This is a genomic window from Gordonia sp. Z-3, assembly GCF_036233855.1.
GTDB classification, from domain to species: Bacteria; Actinomycetota; Actinomycetes; order Mycobacteriales; family Mycobacteriaceae; genus Gordonia; species Gordonia tangerina.
Window position 1 is genome coordinate 216,085 of the sequence record NZ_JAZARS010000003.1, and the last position, 16,268, is coordinate 232,352.

13 protein-coding genes are annotated in these 16,268 nt (G+C 68.8%); all 13 read left to right on the forward strand.

Annotation, left to right across the window (positions count from 1 at the left end):
- Positions 1-19: 19 nt before the first annotated feature.
- The 13 genes from VX037_RS04645 to VX037_RS04705 all read left to right on the forward strand — a co-directional run bounded on the left by VX037_RS04645 (position 20) and on the right by VX037_RS04705 (position 16,240).
- Positions 20-1,330, forward strand: a complete 1,311-nt coding sequence (locus tag VX037_RS04645) for a dihydroorotase (protein WP_287014820.1) — start codon at positions 20-22, stop codon at positions 1,328-1,330.
- Complete coding sequence (locus VX037_RS04650; protein ID WP_287014819.1) at positions 1,327-1,875, forward strand: PH-like domain-containing protein; 549 nt, start codon at positions 1,327-1,329, stop codon at positions 1,873-1,875. The genes VX037_RS04645 and VX037_RS04650 overlap by 4 nt, the downstream gene beginning before the upstream one ends.
- Positions 1,872-3,050, forward strand: a complete 1,179-nt coding sequence (carA, locus tag VX037_RS04655; protein WP_328713386.1) for a glutamine-hydrolyzing carbamoyl-phosphate synthase small subunit — start codon at positions 1,872-1,874, stop codon at positions 3,048-3,050. The genes VX037_RS04650 and carA overlap by 4 nt, the downstream gene beginning before the upstream one ends.
- The gene (gene carB, locus VX037_RS04660; RefSeq protein ID WP_328713387.1) at positions 3,050-6,382 is read left to right on the forward strand and encodes a carbamoyl-phosphate synthase large subunit; all 3,333 of its coding nucleotides are present in this window, start codon (positions 3,050-3,052) and stop codon (positions 6,380-6,382) included. The genes carA and carB overlap by 1 nt, the downstream gene beginning before the upstream one ends.
- Entirely contained in the window at positions 6,379-7,215 is an 837-nt protein-coding gene (pyrF, locus tag VX037_RS04665; protein ID WP_266062181.1) for an orotidine-5'-phosphate decarboxylase, read from the forward strand. Before carB ends, pyrF begins: the two co-directional genes overlap by 4 nt.
- A gap of 478 nt (positions 7,216-7,693) precedes the next feature.
- Complete coding sequence (gene mihF, locus VX037_RS04670) at positions 7,694-8,008, forward strand: integration host factor, actinobacterial type (RefSeq protein WP_160902413.1); 315 nt, start codon at positions 7,694-7,696, stop codon at positions 8,006-8,008.
- A 42-nt stretch (positions 8,009-8,050) separates the two neighbouring features.
- Entirely contained in the window at positions 8,051-8,719 is a 669-nt protein-coding gene (gene gmk, locus VX037_RS04675; protein WP_235722072.1) for a guanylate kinase, read from the forward strand.
- Positions 8,720-8,795: 76 nt separating this feature from the next.
- Positions 8,796-9,095 carry a DNA-directed RNA polymerase subunit omega gene (gene rpoZ / locus VX037_RS04680; RefSeq protein WP_160902411.1) on the forward strand — a complete coding sequence of 100 codons (300 nt, stop codon included), beginning with the start codon at positions 8,796-8,798 and terminating at the stop codon, positions 9,093-9,095.
- 17 nt (positions 9,096-9,112) lie between these two features.
- Positions 9,113-10,387 (forward strand): bifunctional phosphopantothenoylcysteine decarboxylase/phosphopantothenate--cysteine ligase CoaBC, encoded by a 1,275-nt coding sequence (gene coaBC, locus VX037_RS04685; RefSeq protein ID WP_235722070.1) that lies wholly within the window; start codon positions 9,113-9,115, stop codon positions 10,385-10,387.
- A 155-nt stretch (positions 10,388-10,542) separates the two neighbouring features.
- Positions 10,543-11,754: a methionine adenosyltransferase gene (gene metK / locus VX037_RS04690; RefSeq protein ID WP_235722069.1), complete on the forward strand. Its 1,212-nt coding sequence runs from the start codon at positions 10,543-10,545 to the stop codon at positions 11,752-11,754.
- An 85-nt stretch (positions 11,755-11,839) separates the two neighbouring features.
- Positions 11,840-13,780 carry a primosomal protein N' gene (locus tag VX037_RS04695; RefSeq protein ID WP_328713465.1) on the forward strand — a complete coding sequence of 647 codons (1,941 nt, stop codon included), beginning with the start codon at positions 11,840-11,842 and terminating at the stop codon, positions 13,778-13,780.
- Positions 13,781-13,871: 91 nt separating this feature from the next.
- Positions 13,872-14,816 carry a methionyl-tRNA formyltransferase gene (fmt, locus tag VX037_RS04700; protein ID WP_328713389.1) on the forward strand — a complete coding sequence of 315 codons (945 nt, stop codon included), beginning with the start codon at positions 13,872-13,874 and terminating at the stop codon, positions 14,814-14,816.
- Positions 14,817-14,881: 65 nt separating this feature from the next.
- Positions 14,882-16,240 (forward strand): RsmB/NOP family class I SAM-dependent RNA methyltransferase, encoded by a 1,359-nt coding sequence (locus tag VX037_RS04705; protein ID WP_328713467.1) that lies wholly within the window; start codon positions 14,882-14,884, stop codon positions 16,238-16,240.
- Positions 16,241-16,268 lie beyond the last annotated feature (28 nt).

A 16,268-nucleotide genomic window follows, 5' to 3' on the forward strand; every position in this document is an offset into this window, starting at 1 on the left:
AGTCAGTGGAGACGGCGCAATGAGCATCCCGGCAACCGGATCGGTACTGATCGCCGACGTCCGTCCCTACGGCGAGGGCGACCCGGTCGACGTACTGGTCGTGGACGGTTCGATCGCGCAGATCGGCGCCGACCTGTCCACACCCGACGCCGCCGACCGGATCGACGGTGGGGGCGCGATCCTGCTCCCGGGTTTTGTCGACCTGCACACCCATCTGCGTGAGCCGGGCCGCGAAGACACCGAGACCATCCGCACGGGCTCGGCCGCCGCCGCGCTCGGCGGCTACACCGCGGTGTTCGCCATGGCCAACACCGACCCCGTCGCCGACAACTCCACGATCACCGACAACGTTTGGCGCACCGGCCGCGACATCGGCCTCGTGGATGTGCATCCGGTGGGGGCGGTCACGGTCGGCCTCGCCGGCAAGCAGCTCGCCGAGATGGGCATGATGGCCGCCGGAGCGGCCGGGGTGCGTATGTTCAGCGACGACGGTAAGTGCGTCGATGACCCGCTGCTGATGCGCCGCGCGTTGGAGTACGCGAAGAGCCTCGATGTCCTGATCGCGCAGCACGCCGAGGAGCCGAGGCTCACCGTGGGCGCGGTCGCGCACGAAGGTCCAACGGCCGCCCGGCTGGGTCTGACGGGATGGCCGCGCGCCGCCGAGGAGTCCATCGTCATCCGCGACGCACTGCTCGCCCGCGATGCCGGGACCCGGGTGCACATCTGCCATGCCTCGACCGAAGGCACTGTCGAACTGCTCCGGTGGGCACGGGAGCAGGGCATCGCGATCAGCGCGGAGGTCACCCCACATCACCTGTTGCTCGACGATTCCCGACTGGCCACCTACGACCCGGTGAACAAGGTGAACCCGCCGCTGCGCGAGACCCGCGACAACGACGCACTCCGCCGCGCCCTGGCCGACGGCGTGATCGACTGTGTGGCCACCGATCACGCGCCGCATGCCGCACAGGAGAAGGCCTGCGAGTTCGCCCAGGCCCGTCCCGGCATGCTGGGTCTGGAGACCGCGCTGCCGATCGTCGTCGACACCATGGTGAACCCCGGTCTGCTCGACTGGCGCGGGGTTGCTCGGGTGATGAGCGAACGCCCGGCGCAGATCGTCGGGCTCGCCGATCAGGGCCGCCCGATCGAGGTCGGAGAGCCCGGATCGCTCACCCTTGTCGATCCGGACCGTTCCTGGGTGGTACGCCCGGACGAACTCGCGAGTCTGTCGCGCAACACGCCGTATGCGGCGATGACCATGCCCGCGACGGTCACCGCGACAGTGTTGCGCGGTGTGGTGACCGCGCGTGACGGCGAGGTCACCCGGTGAGCGGTCTCGAGGTCGTGGTGGTCGTCGTCGTGATCGTGGTGTGGCTGGGCCTGGTGGCCCTGGCCCTGCGCGGCTGGCGCAATCGTGGTCGGCGGCAGGCCGAGGCGATCGGCACACCGCCGCCGGTGCCGGCCGATCTGCCCGCCCCGCTCCGCGGTCCGGACACCGGCCTGTATGTGGGCAGCACCCTCGCGCCGAGTTGGCAGGACCGCGTCGCCGTCGGAGACTTCGGCGACCGTGCGGCCGCATCGATCTCGGCGTACCCGCAGGGAATCCTGGTCGATCGGCAAGGGGCCTCCGAGATCTGGATTCCGCGCGAGTCGATCACCGCCGTCCGCACCGAACGAGGGCTGGCCGGCAAGGTGATGACCGCCGACGGTGTGCTGGTGATCCGGTGGCTGTTGCCCAGCGGGACCGAGGTCGACTCCGGTGTCCGGGCCGATGACAAGACCATCTACCCGGGGTGGGTGAGTGAGTTCGCCGATGCTGCGGGCGCCCCCGATCAGACCGGGTCAGACCAAGCCGAACAGGGGAATGATCAATGAGCACAGCAGTTCTCGTGCTGGAGAACGGACAGGTGTTCCGCGGGCTGCCTTACGGCGCCGTCGGCGAGACCCTGGGTGAGGCGGTGTTCTGCACCGCGATGACGGGCTACCAGGAGACCCTCACCGATCCGAGCTATCACCGGCAGATCGTGGTCGCCACGGCGCCGCAGATCGGCAACACCGGGTGGAACGACGAGGACGGGGAGAGCACCGGCAGCGCCGGCAGCGATTCGGCCACCGGCGATTCCGGCAAGATCTGGGTGGCCGGCTACGTGATCCGCAACCCCACCCGACGGGTGTCGAACTGGCGCGCGACCACCTCCCTGGAGGACGAGCTGCGTCGCCAGCAGGTGGTGGGAATCGCCGGCATCGACACCCGCACCGTCGTGCGCATCCTGCGCGACCACGGGTCGATGCGGGCCGGGGTGTTCTCTGGGCCCGCACTGGCCTCCGACGACGAGCTCGTCGCACGGGTGCGCAATCAACCGCCGATGACCGGTGCCGACCTCGCCGGCGAGGTGACCACCGCGGCGGCATACGAGGTGAGCCCCGAGTCGGCCGACGGCCAGGCTCGGTTCACCGTCGCCGCCATCGATCTGGGGATCAAGACGAACACCCCCCGGATGTTCGCGCAGCGGGGCGTGCGGGTGCACGTCCTGCCGGCGAACTCGGGGATCGATGCGGTCACCGCGCTCAACCCGGACGGGGTGTTCCTGTCCAACGGGCCGGGGGACCCGGCCACCGCGGACACCGCAGTCGAGCTCACCCGAGGCGTCCTGGGGGAGGGCCTGCCGCTGTTCGGCATCTGCTTCGGCAACCAGATCCTCGGACGCGCCCTGGGGCGTAGCACCTACAAGATGAAGTTCGGCCACCGGGGTATCAACATTCCGGTCATCGACCATGCCACGGGCACGGTGTCGATAACCGCGCAGAATCACGGGTTCGCCCTCGAAGGTGAGGCCGGCGAGGAATTCGACACCGACTTCGGGCGCGCCCGGGTGAGCCACGTCTGCGCCAACGACGGCACCGTCGAAGGTGTGGAACTCCTGTCCGGACAAGCATTCTCGGTTCAGTACCACCCGGAGGCGGCGGCCGGGCCGCACGACGCCGCCTACCTGTTCGACAAATTCGTCACCCTCCTCGAGGGTGACCGTGCACGAGGAACGAGCGCCTGATGCCACGCCGCGAAGACATCTCCCACGTACTCGTCATCGGCTCCGGACCGATCGTCATCGGTCAGGCGTGCGAGTTCGACTACTCCGGTACCCAGGCCTGCCGCGTGCTCAAGGCCGAGGGGCTGCGGGTCAGTCTGGTGAACTCCAACCCGGCGACCATCATGACCGACCCGGAGTTCGCCGACGCCACCTACATCGAACCGATCACCGCCGAATATGTCGAGAAGGTGATCGAGGCCGAACGCGACGCCGGGCATCCGATCGACGCGGTGCTGGCCACCCTCGGTGGTCAGACCGCGCTGAACACCGCTGTCGCACTGCACGACCGCGGGTCGTTGGAGAAGTACGGCATCGAACTGATCGGCGCCGACTTCGACGCCATCCAGCGCGGCGAGGACCGCCAGATGTTCAAGGACATCGTCGCCCAGGTCGGCGGCGAGAGCGCACGGTCACGCGTCTGTCACACCATGGACGAGGTGTACGCCACGGTCGAGGATCTCGGTTACCCGGTGGTGGTGCGGCCGTCGTTCACCATGGGCGGACTCGGCTCCGGTATGGCCTATGACCGCAACGATCTCGAGCGGATCGCCGGCGGCGGCCTCGCGGCCTCACCCACCGCGAATGTCCTCATCGAGGAGTCGATCCTCGGGTGGAAGGAATACGAACTCGAGTTGATGCGCGACAACCGCGACAATGTCGTGGTGGTCTGCTCGATCGAGAACGTGGACCCGGTCGGTGTGCACACCGGTGACTCGGTGACCGTCGCACCGGCGATGACGCTGACCGACCGCGAATACCAGATCATGCGGGACCTCTCGATCGCGATCCTGCGTGAGGTCGGCGTGGACACCGGTGGCTGCAACATCCAGTTCGCGCAGGACCCCCGCGACGGACGGCTGGTCGTCATCGAGATGAACCCACGCGTGTCGCGGTCGTCGGCGCTGGCATCCAAGGCGACCGGTTTCCCGATCGCCAAGATCGCGGCAAAACTCGCCATCGGCTACAGCCTCGACGAGATCGTCAACGACATCACCAAGGAGACCCCGGCCTGCTTCGAGCCGACTCTCGACTATGTCGTGGTCAAGGCGCCGCGGTTCGCCTTCGAGAAGTTCCCCGGCGCCGACGACACGCTCACCACCACGATGAAGTCGGTGGGCGAGGCGATGAGCCTGGGCCGCAGCTTTGCCGAGTCACTCGGCAAGGTGATGCGGTCGTTGGAGACCAAGGCCGCCGGCTTCTGGACCGAGCCCAATCGCCCCGACCCGGCCACCCTGGACCTCGACGCCCTGCTGGAGTCGCTCAAAACACCCAGGGACGGGCGACTCTACGGGCTGATGCTGGCCTTCGAGGCCGGTGCGAGTGTCGAACAGCTGTATGAGGCGACCGCCATCGACCCGTGGTTCCTCGCCGAGATCGGCGGCATCGCCGCACTCGGTGCCGACATCCGTGATGCCGACACCCTCGACGAATCCTTGCTGCGCCAGGCCAAGAGCACCGGCTTCTCGGATCGGCAGATCGCCGCGCTGCGAAGGGATTTCGCCGACGAGTCGGCGGTGCGGAGCCATCGCCTGGGGCTGGGTGTGCATCCGGTCTACAAGACGGTCGACACGTGTGCGGCGGAGTTCGAGGCGAAAACGCCCTATCACTACTCGACCTACGAGCTCGACCCGTCTGCCACGAGTGAGGTTGCACCCCAGCCGGACCGGCCCAAAGTGTTGATCCTCGGTTCGGGTCCCAACCGCATCGGTCAGGGCATCGAGTTCGACTATTCGTGTGTACATGCCGCGCTGACCCTGTCGGAGGCGGGCTACGAGACGGTCATGGTCAACTGCAATCCGGAGACGGTGTCCACCGACTACGACACCGCCGACCGACTCTACTTCGAGCCGCTGACCTTCGAGGACGTCCTCGAGGTGTATCGGGCCGAGTCCGAATCGGGCACCGTGGCCGGCGTGATCGTCCAACTCGGCGGACAGACGCCGCTGGGACTTGCCCACCGGCTCGCGGCCGCGGGCGTCCCGATCGTCGGCACCAGCCCGGAGGCGATCGACCTCGCCGAGGACCGTGGCGAGTTCGGCAAGGTACTCACCGCCGCCGGCCTGCCCGCGCCGGCCTTCGGCACCGCCACCAGCTTCGACGAGGCCCGCGCCACGGCGGCGCGGATCGGCTACCCGGTGTTGGTCCGGCCCTCCTACGTACTCGGCGGGCGCGGCATGGAGATCGTCTACGACGAGAAGTCCCTGGAGGACTACATCTCCCGTGCCACCGAGTTGACCGAGGACCATCCGGTGCTCGTCGACCGCTTCCTCGAGGACGCGGTCGAGATCGACGTCGACGCGTTGTGTGACGGCAACGAGGTCTACATCGGTGGCGTGATGGAACACATCGAGGAGGCCGGCATCCACTCCGGTGACTCGGCGTGTGCGCTGCCGCCGGTGACCCTCGGTCGGTCCGATCTGGCCATGGTCCGGGCCTCCACCGAGGCGCTGGCCAAGGGCATCGGGGTGCGCGGGCTGCTCAACGTGCAGTACGCACTCAAAGACGACATCCTCTATGTGCTCGAGGCCAATCCCCGGGCGAGTCGCACAGTGCCGTTCGTGTCCAAGGCCACTGCCGTGCCGCTGGCCAAGGCATGCGCGCGGGTGATGATGGGGGAGACGATCGCCGAACTCCGCACCCAGCGGGTGCTACCCGCCACCGGCGACGGGGGCGAGGCGCCCGTGCACGCGCCGATATCGGTCAAGGAGGCGGTGCTGCCGTTCAACCGGTTCCGCCGCCACGACGGCAGCGGGGTCGACTCGCTGCTGAGCCCCGAGATGAAATCGACCGGCGAGGTGATGGGCATCGACGCCGACTTCGGTCAGGCGTTCGCCAAATCGCAGACCGCCGCCTACGGATCGCTGCCCACCGGTGGTGCGATCTTTGTCTCGGTGGCCAACAAGGACAAGCGGGCGCTCATCTTCCCGGTGAAACACCTGGCCGATCTCGGCTTCGACATCCTGGCCACCGAGGGCACCGCAGACGTCCTGCGGCGCAACGGAATCGAGTGCCGAACCGTCCGCAAACACTACGAGGCCGCCGACGATGTGCAGACCATCGTCGACATCATCCGGGCCGGTGAGGTCGCGATGGTGATCAACACCCCTTACGGCAACTCCGGTCCGCGGGTGGACGGCTATGAGATCCGAAGTGCCGCGGTCTCGGTGAACATCCCCTGCATCACCACGGTGCAGGGCGCGAGCGCCGCGGTGCAGGGCATCGAGGCCGCGATCAACGGTCAGATGGGCGTGCAGTCGCTGCAACGACGGCACGCGGTGCTGGTGAACCGATGACCACGTCGGCACCCCACGGCTATGCGTCGCGCCATCGCGCGGCGGTCGAGCAGCGCGGACGGCTGTGCGCCGGGATCGATCCGCACACCGAGCTGCTCGAGCAGTGGGGACTGCCGGTCTCTGCCACCGGGCTCGAGCGATTCGCCGATATCTGCGTGGCAGCGCTCGCGCCGGTGGCTGCGGTCGTCAAACCTCAGGTCGCGTTCTTCGAGGTGTTCGGGGCGGCCGGTTTCACGGTGCTCGAACGAGTGATCCGGGACTGTCGAGAAGCCGGTGCGCTGGTGTTGGCCGACGCCAAGCGTGGCGACATCGGGACCACCATGGCCGCCTACGCCGACGCCTGGCTCGAGGACCGCTCGCCGCTGTGTGCCGACGCCGTGACAGTCTCGCCGTATCTGGGTTTCGGGGCGCTGAGACCCGCCCTGGACGCGGCGAGTGCCGCGCAGCGGTGTGCCTTCGTGCTGGCGCGCACCTCCAATCCGGATGGCGCCGAAATCCAGCTCGCCGACGCAGGTGGCCGCGCGGTGGGGCAGACCGTCGTCGATGCGGCCGCCGCCGAGAACACGGACGGCAGCGGATCGGTAGGGCTCGTCGTCGGCGCCACCAGGGCGCACGGACTAGATCTGTCCGGGCTGCACGGACCGATCCTCGCGCCTGGGCTGGGCGCCCAGGGCGCCACCCCCGGGGACCTGCCGGAGGTCTTCGCCGGCGCCGACACCCGCTGGCTGGTTCCCGCGAGCAGCCGCGGTGTTTTGCGTTCGGGACCCGATGTCGACGCCTTGCGCGACGCGTTCTGTCACACCCGGGACGCGGTGGAGACCGCCCTGGGCTGACAGCCCTGCGGCGAGCCGACATGGTCGCGACCCGATCGATCTCGCCGCGACACGCGCGACCGCGACACCGAAAGCAGGAAATCCGCGATCGTCACTCTCGTCACACAGGTATCACCGCAGGCAGGGGGCCAATTTGCGGTTCGATTGCGGCGACGTGAGCGTTCCTCGTGCCCGTGACGCCCTGACCTGCGGTTTCGAGGCAAAGTGCGTAGTCAGGGGCTTGCCCGGGTGCCGTGTCGGCGTCATACGTTAGGTTCGTGGGGCAGTGGCGCTACAGCATGCCGTTCCGACGGTTGCGCAGGGGGTGGCACTCGCAAATGCCTGCTCACGTGGGTACGGTCGCTTTCGCCGCACCATTGCGCGGCGATGGCAGGCCCGCTCATGGCGACCGCCATGGTCGCGTGGGCGACCAACCGCCATCAGGAGCAACACGCGACTGATGACAGTCCAATCGAAGACTAGAAAGACGGAGGAACCCGTGGCCCTTCCGCAGTTGACAGACGAGCAGCGCGCTGCCGCGTTGGAGAAGGCAGCTGCCGCTCGGCGGGCCCGCGCCGAGCTCAAGGAGCGCTTGAAGCGCGGCGGCACCAACCTCGAGCAGGTGCTCAAGGATGCCGAGAACGACGAGATCCTGGGCAAGATGAAGGTCTCGGCGCTGCTGGAGGCACTGCCCAAGGTGGGCAAGGTCAAAGCACAGGAGATCATGACCGAGCTCGAGATCGCCCCGACCCGCCGCCTGCGTGGCCTCGGCGATCGTCAGCGCAAGGCGCTGCTCGAGAAGTTCAGCTCCTGACCGAGTGAACGAGACGAGTGTGATGACGGCACAGGTTCGGCGGTGAGCCGCCCGACACCGGGAGAGCCGCAATCCACGCCCCCGAGGGGCCGACTGGTTGTACTGGTCGGCCCCTCGGCCGTGGGGAAGTCGACCGTGGTCTCCCGGGTACGTCAGCTACTACCGGAACTGTTCTTCAGTGTCTCGGCCACCACCCGGGCACCGCGCCCCGGAGAAACAGCCGGACGTGACTACCATTTCGTCGACCGCGCCGAGTTCGACCGGATGATCGACGACGATGAGCTGCTGGAGTGGGCGGAGATCCACGGCGGACTGCAGCGCTCGGGTACGCCGCGCCGGCCGGTCATCGAGGCGATGGAGCGTGGCGTGCCCGTGTTGGTGGAGGTCGACCTCGTCGGGGCGCGCAATGTGTTGCGGCGGATTCCGGAGGCGACCGGTGTGTTCCTGGCGCCGCCGACGTGGGACGACCTGGTTGCCCGGTTGACCGCACGCGGGACCGAATCGGCCGACGCCGTGGCGCGCCGGTTGGAGACCGCGCGGGTCGAGATGGCCGCCCAGGACGAGTTCGATCACGTCCTGGTGAACCACGAAGTCGACCAGGTGGCCTCGGAGTTGGTATCCTTGCTGGTCGGGTCCGACGATTCAACAACTGATCCGTCACGAGTCGATGGGTCGAGCCCGGCGCCGTCGTCCACCCGACAGTCGACGTGAAGACGTTTCCATCGCCGACACCTGTCGAACCCGGCAGGCCGGCGCCACCAGAGCACACAGTGATGCAGGAGTTTGCGTGAGCACCCCCACCAATTTCGACCTGACCGAAGTTGCCGACGCCCCGGCCTATGACACCCCGCTGGGCATCACCAACCCGCCCATCGACGAGCTGCTCGAGCGCGCGTCGTCGAAGTACGCACTGGTGATCTACGCGGCCAAGCGTGCCCGGCAGATCAACGACTACTACAACCAGCTCGGCGACGGCATCCTGGAGTACGTCGGTCCGCTGGTCGAGCCAGGTCTGCAGGAGAAGCCGCTGTCGATCGCGATGCGGGAGATCCACTCCGATCTCCTCGAGCACACCGAAGGCGAATAAGAGCCTCGGGCGCGGGGATGGCAACGGCGCACACCAGCACTCCCGGCAATCACCGTCGGGTCCTCATCGGCGTAGGCGGCGGTATCGCCGCCTACAAGGTCTGCTCGGTGATCCGGCACTTCACCGAGGCCGGTCACGACGTGCGCGTCGTGCCGACCGAATCCGCGCTGAAGTTCGTCGGCGCGGCGACCTTCGAGGCCCTGTCGGGTAACCCGGTCTCCACCGACGTCTTCGACGATGTCGACCAGGTCGCCCATGTCCGCCTCGGGCAGGGCGCCGAATTGGTGATCGTGGCACCCGCCACCGCCGACCTGATGGCCCGCGCCGCGTCGGGGCGTGCCGACGACCTGTTGACGGCCTCACTGCTCACGGTGCGCTGTCCGGTCCTGTTCGTGCCCGCGATGCACACCGAGATGTGGGAGCACCCGGCCACCCAGGCCAATGTCGCCACCCTGCGCGCCCACGGCAACACGGTGATGACACCGGCGTCGGGCCGGCTCACCGGTACCGACAGTGGTCGTGGACGGCTGCCCGATCCGCAGGAGATCGCGATGATCGGCGAACTCCTGCTCGACCGTCCCGACGCGTTGCCCTACGACCTCGCCGGGGTGCGGGTGGTGATCAGCGCCGGAGGTACCCGCGAGCCGCTCGACCCGGTGCGCTACCTGGGCAACCACAGTTCGGGTAAGCAGGGTTTCGCGTTGGCGCGTGCCGCAGCCCAACGCGGCGCCACCGTCACCGTCGTCGCGGGGTCGACGGCCGACCCCGGTGATCCGGCCGGTGTCGACATCGTCCGTGTGGCCAGTGCGCAGCAACTGGCCGACGAGATGACCAAACGCGCTGCCGAGGCCGATGTGGTGATCATGGCGGCTGCTGTCGCCGACTTCCGGCCCGTCGCGTTCACCGAGTCGAAGATCAAGAAGACCGATGCGGGACCGGCGCCGATCGAGCTCACCACCAACCCCGACATCCTGCGCGGGCTCGTCACCGACCGATCCGCCGGGCGTATCCCGGCCGAGACGGTCATTGTGGGCTTCGCCGCCGAGACCGGAGACGAAACGGGCGGCGTCCTCGATCACGGGCGCGCCAAGTTGCGTCGCAAGGGCTGCGATCTGTTGGTGGTGAACGCGGTGGGGGAAGGCAAGGCATTCGGCACCGAGGACAACACCGGCTGGCTGCTGTCGGCCACCGGTACCGAAACGGCGCTGCCGTTGGGGTCCAAGACGTTGATGTCGAGCCGAATCCTCGACGAGGTACGGGCATTGCTGCCCGAAGGAGATGGTGTGGCCTGACGGCACGGCCGTCGGAGCCGATGTGTAGGTTGGAACGCGTTCACAGCCGGGCGATTCCCGGGCTGCGAGAATGCTCGGCAGAAGAGACAATCGACGGCACCCGTCGTCGGCACACGCGCCCGAGACGGGGCCCGGAAAGAGCCTGAGAGGATCAGATGACCACCTCTGCGTCACGCCTGTTCACCAGCGAATCCGTCACCGAGGGGCATCCCGACAAGATCTGCGACGCAATCAGTGACTCGATCCTCGACGCGATGCTGGCCAAGGATCCGACCGCGCGGGTGGCGGTGGAGACCCTGGTCACCACCGGGCAGGTTCATGTCGCCGGTGAGGTCACCACGAGTGCCTATGTCGACATCCCCGACATCGTGCGCAGCAAGATCCTCGAGATCGGCTACGACTCGTCGACCAAGGGTTTCGATGGCGCCTCGTGCGGTGTGAACGTCGCCATTGGTGCCCAGTCGCCGGATATCGCCGGTGGTGTGTTCACCTCCCACGAAAGCCGCAGCGGTATCTCCGAGGACGAGATCGACAGCCAGGGAGCCGGCGACCAGGGCCTGATGTTCGGCTATGCGACCGACGAGACGCCCGAGTACATGCCGGTGCCCATCGCGCTGGCGCACCGACTCTCGCGCCGACTCACCGAGGTCCGTAAATCCGGCGTGCTCCCATACCTGCGGCCCGACGGCAAAACCCAGGTCACCATCGAATACGACAAGGACAAGCCGGTCCGGCTCGACACCGTCGTCCTGTCCACCCAGCACGCGGCCGACATCGATCTGGACAACATGTTGACCCCCGACATCCGCAGCAAGGTCGTCGACACGGTCCTCGCCGAGTTGGCGTTGCCGACTCTGGACACCTCCGAGGTGCGGCTGCTGGTGAATCCGACGGGCAAGTTCGTGCTCGGCGGGCCCATGGGTGATGCCGGCCTCACCGGCCGCAAGATCATCGTCGACACCTATGGCGGCATGGCCCGCCACGGTGGCGGGGCCTTCTCCGGCAAGGACCCGTCGAAGGTGGATCGCAGCGCCGCCTATGCGATGCGGTGGGTGGCCAAGAACGCGGTCGCCGCCGGTCTGGCCGGGCGGATCGAGGTTCAGGTCGCCTACGCGATCGGCAAGGCCGCGCCCGTCGGCCTGTTCGTGGAGACCTTCGGCACCGAGCGCGTCGATCCGACCGTGATCGAGAAGGTCATCTCCGAGGAGTTCGATCTGCGTCCGCTCGCGATCATCCGCGACCTGGATCTGCTGCGCCCGATCTACGCGCCGACCGCGGCCTACGGCCACTTCGGACGGACCGACGTCGATCTGCCGTGGGAGCGCACGGACCGCGCCGAGAAGCTCCGCGCTGCGGCCGGACTCTGAGCTGCCGCATCGTCTGAGCACTGTGTCCGCCCGCGGCGGGTCGCGGGTGCCCGCAACGCGCAAGCCGATCGGCAAAGTGCTGCCGATGCTCGGACTGGCGCACCTCGACCGTGAGTTCGACTACCTCATCGATGAACAGCAGGATGAGGTCGCGACTCCGGGAGTGCGTGTGCGCGTGCGATTCTCGGGCAGACTGATCGACGGCTTCCTGCTCGACCGGGTCGACGAGACCGCCCACACCGGTCGGCTCGGCTGGCTGGAGCGGGTCGTGTCGGGCGAACCGGTTCTCGATCCGGCACTGATCGGAGTCTGTCGGGCGGTGGCCGACCGGTATGCGGGAACACTGTCTGATGTGCTGCGCCTGGCCGTACCGCCGCGGCACGCCCGGACCGAGAAAGAAGACCCACCGAATGCGGCGAGTGCAGTCGCGGCGGTGCCGGACCTGACGGCATGGCAGGCATACCCCGCCGCCCCGTCCTTCATCGACCTGCTGCCGGCCGGCAATCCTCGCGCGGTCTGGCAGGCCACCGCCGGTGAGGACTGGCCGACGCGGTTGGCCGAATTGGCCGCGGTGACCGCGGCGGCGGGCCGCGGAGCAATCATCGTCGTGCCCGACCAGCGGGATCTCGATCGGCTCGAACGGGTCTGTGCACCGCTGTTCGGCGACCGGTGCGTGACACTGGCCGCCGGACTCGGGCCCACCGCGCGGTACCGGCGTTGGCTCGCGGTCCGGCGCGGGGCGGCCGACGTGGTGCTCGGTACCCGCAGCGCGATCTTCGCGCCGGTACACGATCTCGGCCTGCTCGTGGTGTGGGACGACGGCGATGACAGTCTCAACGAGCCGCGCGCGCCCTATCCGCATCCGCGGCAGGTCGCGGTCATCCGTTCCCATCAGCAGCGCAGCGCGTTGGTTGTTGGGGGACTGGCCCGCACGACCGAAGCCCATGCGCTGGTGGCCGCCGGCTGGGCGCACGATCTTCTCGCCGACCGCACCACCGTCCGTGCGCGGACCGCGCGCGTGTTGGCATTGAGCGCCGAGGACCGTCGGGTCGCCGGCGATCCATTGGCCCGGTCGGCCCGGATCCCGGGTATCGCCTTCGATGCGGCTCGGCGGGCCGTCGCCGCCGACCGGCCGGTGTTGTTCAGCGTGCCGCGCCGCGGATACGTGCCGTCGCTGGCGTGTGCGCGGTGTCGGGCGCACGCGCGTTGTCGCGCCTGCCACGGGCCCCTGCAACTCGACGTAGGCGATCAGATCTCGTGTCGCTGGTGTGGGCGCGCCGAACGGGCGTTTCGCTGCGCGGAGTGCGGCGGTTCGCAGGTGCGGGCGCTGACCACCGGAGCGGGACGGACCGCAGAGGAACTCGGTCGTGCCTTTGCCGGCGTGCCGATCACCACCTCGGGTGGAGCGAACATCGCCGCGACGGTGCCCGACGGCGCCCGCATCGTGGTCGCGACGCCGGGCGCCGAGCCGATCGCCGACGGCGGGTACGGCGCGGCGATTCTGCTCGACACCTGGGCGCAACTCGACCGAGCGGACCTGCGCGCCGCCGAGGACGCGGTCCGGCACTGGATGGCGGTCGGGTCGATGGTCCGATCACACACCGACGGTGGCAGCCTCGTCATCGTCGCCGATGCGGGCCTGGCGCCGGTGCAAGCGGTGATTCGTTGGGACCCGGTGGGTTTCGCCGACGAAGAACTGAATCAACGAGGCGAGCTGGGCTTCCCGCCCGCAGTGACCATGGCGTCGGTCGATGGGGCTCGGAACACGGTGTCGGCGTTCGTCGACGCCATGGTGCTGCCGCCGACCGGTGAACTCCTCGGTCCGGTTCCGCTGCCCGTCGGCGTTCGTCCGCCGGCCGGATCGGGCGACGCGTTCGACGGAGCCGTGGAACGCATCCTGGTGCGGGTGCCGCGACGCGACGGCCGGCAGTTGAGTGCGGCGTTGACCGCCGCGCAGGTCCACCGCAACGCCCAGCACGAGACCGGACCGATCCGAGTCCAGGTCGATCCGCCTACGATCGGATGAGCGCGGACATCGTCGTGGTCCGAGACGAATCCGAGGCCATCCGCCGCAGAGGTGACCTCGATGCAGGTCGCGAACGCCGTGAAAGGGTCATATGAGGGTCGTATTCGCCGGAACTCCGGACGTCGCGGTGCCGTCGCTGCGCCTGCTGATCGAGTCCCCGCAGCACGAGGTGGTCGGGGTGATCTCACGCCCCGACGCAGCCGCCGGGCGGGGCCGCAAGGAGGTCCGGTCGCCGATCGCGGCACTCGCCGATGAGTACGGCATCGACGTGATCACCCCGCGCCGACTCAGCGACGCCGGCGTGCTGGATCGGCTGCGCTCGTGGCGTCCGGATTGCGGTGCGGTGGTCGCCTACGGCGGCTTGGTACCGCCCGGCCTGCTGACGCTGCCGACCCATGGATGGATCAATCTGCACTTCTCGGTGCTGCCGTCGTGGCGCGGGGCCGCACCGGTGCAACACGCCATCGCCGCAGGCGACGAGGTCACCGGTGCCACGACGTTCGAGCTCGAGGAAGGACTCGACACCGGACCTGTCTACGGCATCATCACCGAGGCCATCGGGTCCGCCGACACCAGTGGTGATCTGCTCGAACGACTGGCCGGGGCCGGATCCCACCTGCTGGTGTCCACCCTCGACGGCATCGAGGACGGCTCGCTGACCCCGGTTGCGCAGTCCTCAACAGGTGTCAGCCACGCACCGAAGGTCGGCGTCGACGACGCACGCATTCGCTGGGATCTGCCCGCACACATCATTGACCGGCGTATCCGGGCACACACCCCCGCGCCCGGTGCCTGGACGACGCTGGACGGAGCGCGGATCAAGGTCGGGCCGGTCGAGATCCTCGACGCAGGTGGCGACAGGGCTCCGACACCGGGTGCCGCGGGGGCGCTGCGGGTCGCGAAGAAGTGGGTCGATGTCGCGACGGCGACGGGACCGGTGCGGTTGTCGTGGGTACAGCCTCCGGGGAAGAAGGCGATGCCGGCGGCCGACTGGGCGCGTGGCGCGCGGCTGACCGACGGGACGGTACTGGCATGAGCGACCGGCACAGACGGTCCGACAGTGCGCGCCCGGGTCGTGCGCGACCCGCCGAAGCCGGGCGAATGAAGAAGGCGGCGCTGCGGGACAAGGCGGTCGACCCGGCCCGGGAAGCCGCCCGGGACACCCTGCGCGCAGTGCGGGAGCGCGACGCCTACGCCAACCTGGTGCTGCCGAGGATGCTGACCGACCGCGGGATCACCGGTCGTGACGCCGCGCTGGCCACCGAACTCGCCTACGGGGCCGCGCGAGCGCAGGGGTTGCTCGACGCGGTCATCGCCGCGGCGGCGAACCGCCCGGTCGGCGAGATCGACGGGGCCGTCCTCGATGTGCTGCGCCTGGGCACATATCAGCTGCTGCGCACCCGGATCGGCTCCCATGCGGCGGTGTCGACGTCGGTGGACCTCGTCCGGTCCGAGATGGGTATGGGGCCGTCGGGTTTCGTCAACGCCGTGCTGCGCAAGGTGTCGCAGCGCGACGAGGATCTCTGGATCGACGAACTCGCACCGTCGATGGCCGACGACCTCGTCGGCAACCTCGCCTTCCGGTACGCCCATCCGCGCTGGATCGCCGAGGTGTTCGCCGAGGCGCTCGGCGGGTCCGCGGGAGCGCTGCAGGCCGCGCTGGCCGCCGACGACGAACGGCCACCTGTACACCTGGTGGCCCGACCGGGACTGATCACCGCCGAAGAACTGGCGCTCGTCAGCGGCGGCGACGTCGGCCGGTACTCGCCATACTGCGTCTACCTGCCCGGCGGCGACCCGGGGGAGCTGGACGCGATTCGCGACGGCTACGCCGGTGTGCAGGACGAGGGGAGCCAACTGGTGGGACGGGCGCTGACCGTCGCCGAGGTGGCCGACGACGCGGGCCGTTGGCTGGACATGTGCGCCGGCCCCGGCGGGAAGGCCGCGCTGGTCGCGGCCATCGCGGACATCGACGGTGCCCACCTCGACGCGGTGGAGGTCTCCGAGCACCGGGCCGAACTCATCCGCAAGGTGGTGCGTGACCTGCCCGTTGACGTCCATGTCGCCGATGCGCGAGAGAGCGGGTTGACTCCCGGATTCGACCGGATTCTGCTCGACGCGCCGTGCAGTGGCCTCGGATCGCTACGGCGGCGACCCGAGTCGCGGTGGCGCCGTGGCCCGGCGGACATCCCCGGGCTGGTCACGCTGCAGCGCGAGTTGCTCACCGAGGCCGTGCGGCTGCTCCGTCCGGGTGGTGTCGTCGTGTACTCCACCTGCTCGCCGCACCCGGCGGAGACCGTCGGTGTGGTCGCCGACGTCCTCGCTGCGCAGCCCGAGGTCGAGCAGATTGACGCCCGGACGCTGGTACCCGCCGACCATCTCGGCGACGGCCCCCACGTCCAACTGTGGCCGCACATCCACGGCACCGATGCGATGTTCCTGGCCGTCCTGCGGCGCTGACGATCGTCGTCGTCCGAGCTCGCCCTAC

What these genes read in the sequence shown, in the direction of transcription:
- VX037_RS04645 (WP_287014820.1), top strand. Translation starts at nt 20, where the DNA reads ATGAGCATCCCGGCAACCGGATCGGTACTGATCGCCGACGTCCGTCCC.
- carA (WP_328713386.1), top strand. Translation starts at nt 1,872, where the DNA reads ATGAGCACAGCAGTTCTCGTGCTGGAGAACGGACAGGTGTTCCGCGGG.
- carB (WP_328713387.1), top strand. Translation starts at nt 3,050, where the DNA reads ATGCCACGCCGCGAAGACATCTCCCACGTACTCGTCATCGGCTCCGGA.
- pyrF (WP_266062181.1), top strand. Translation starts at nt 6,379, where the DNA reads ATGACCACGTCGGCACCCCACGGCTATGCGTCGCGCCATCGCGCGGCG.
- coaBC (WP_235722070.1), top strand. Translation starts at nt 9,113, where the DNA reads ATGGCAACGGCGCACACCAGCACTCCCGGCAATCACCGTCGGGTCCTC.
- metK (WP_235722069.1), top strand. Translation starts at nt 10,543, where the DNA reads ATGACCACCTCTGCGTCACGCCTGTTCACCAGCGAATCCGTCACCGAG.
- VX037_RS04695 (WP_328713465.1), top strand. Translation starts at nt 11,840, where the DNA reads ATGCTCGGACTGGCGCACCTCGACCGTGAGTTCGACTACCTCATCGAT.
- fmt (WP_328713389.1), top strand. Translation starts at nt 13,872, where the DNA reads ATGAGGGTCGTATTCGCCGGAACTCCGGACGTCGCGGTGCCGTCGCTG.
- VX037_RS04705 (WP_328713467.1), top strand. Translation starts at nt 14,882, where the DNA reads ATGAAGAAGGCGGCGCTGCGGGACAAGGCGGTCGACCCGGCCCGGGAA.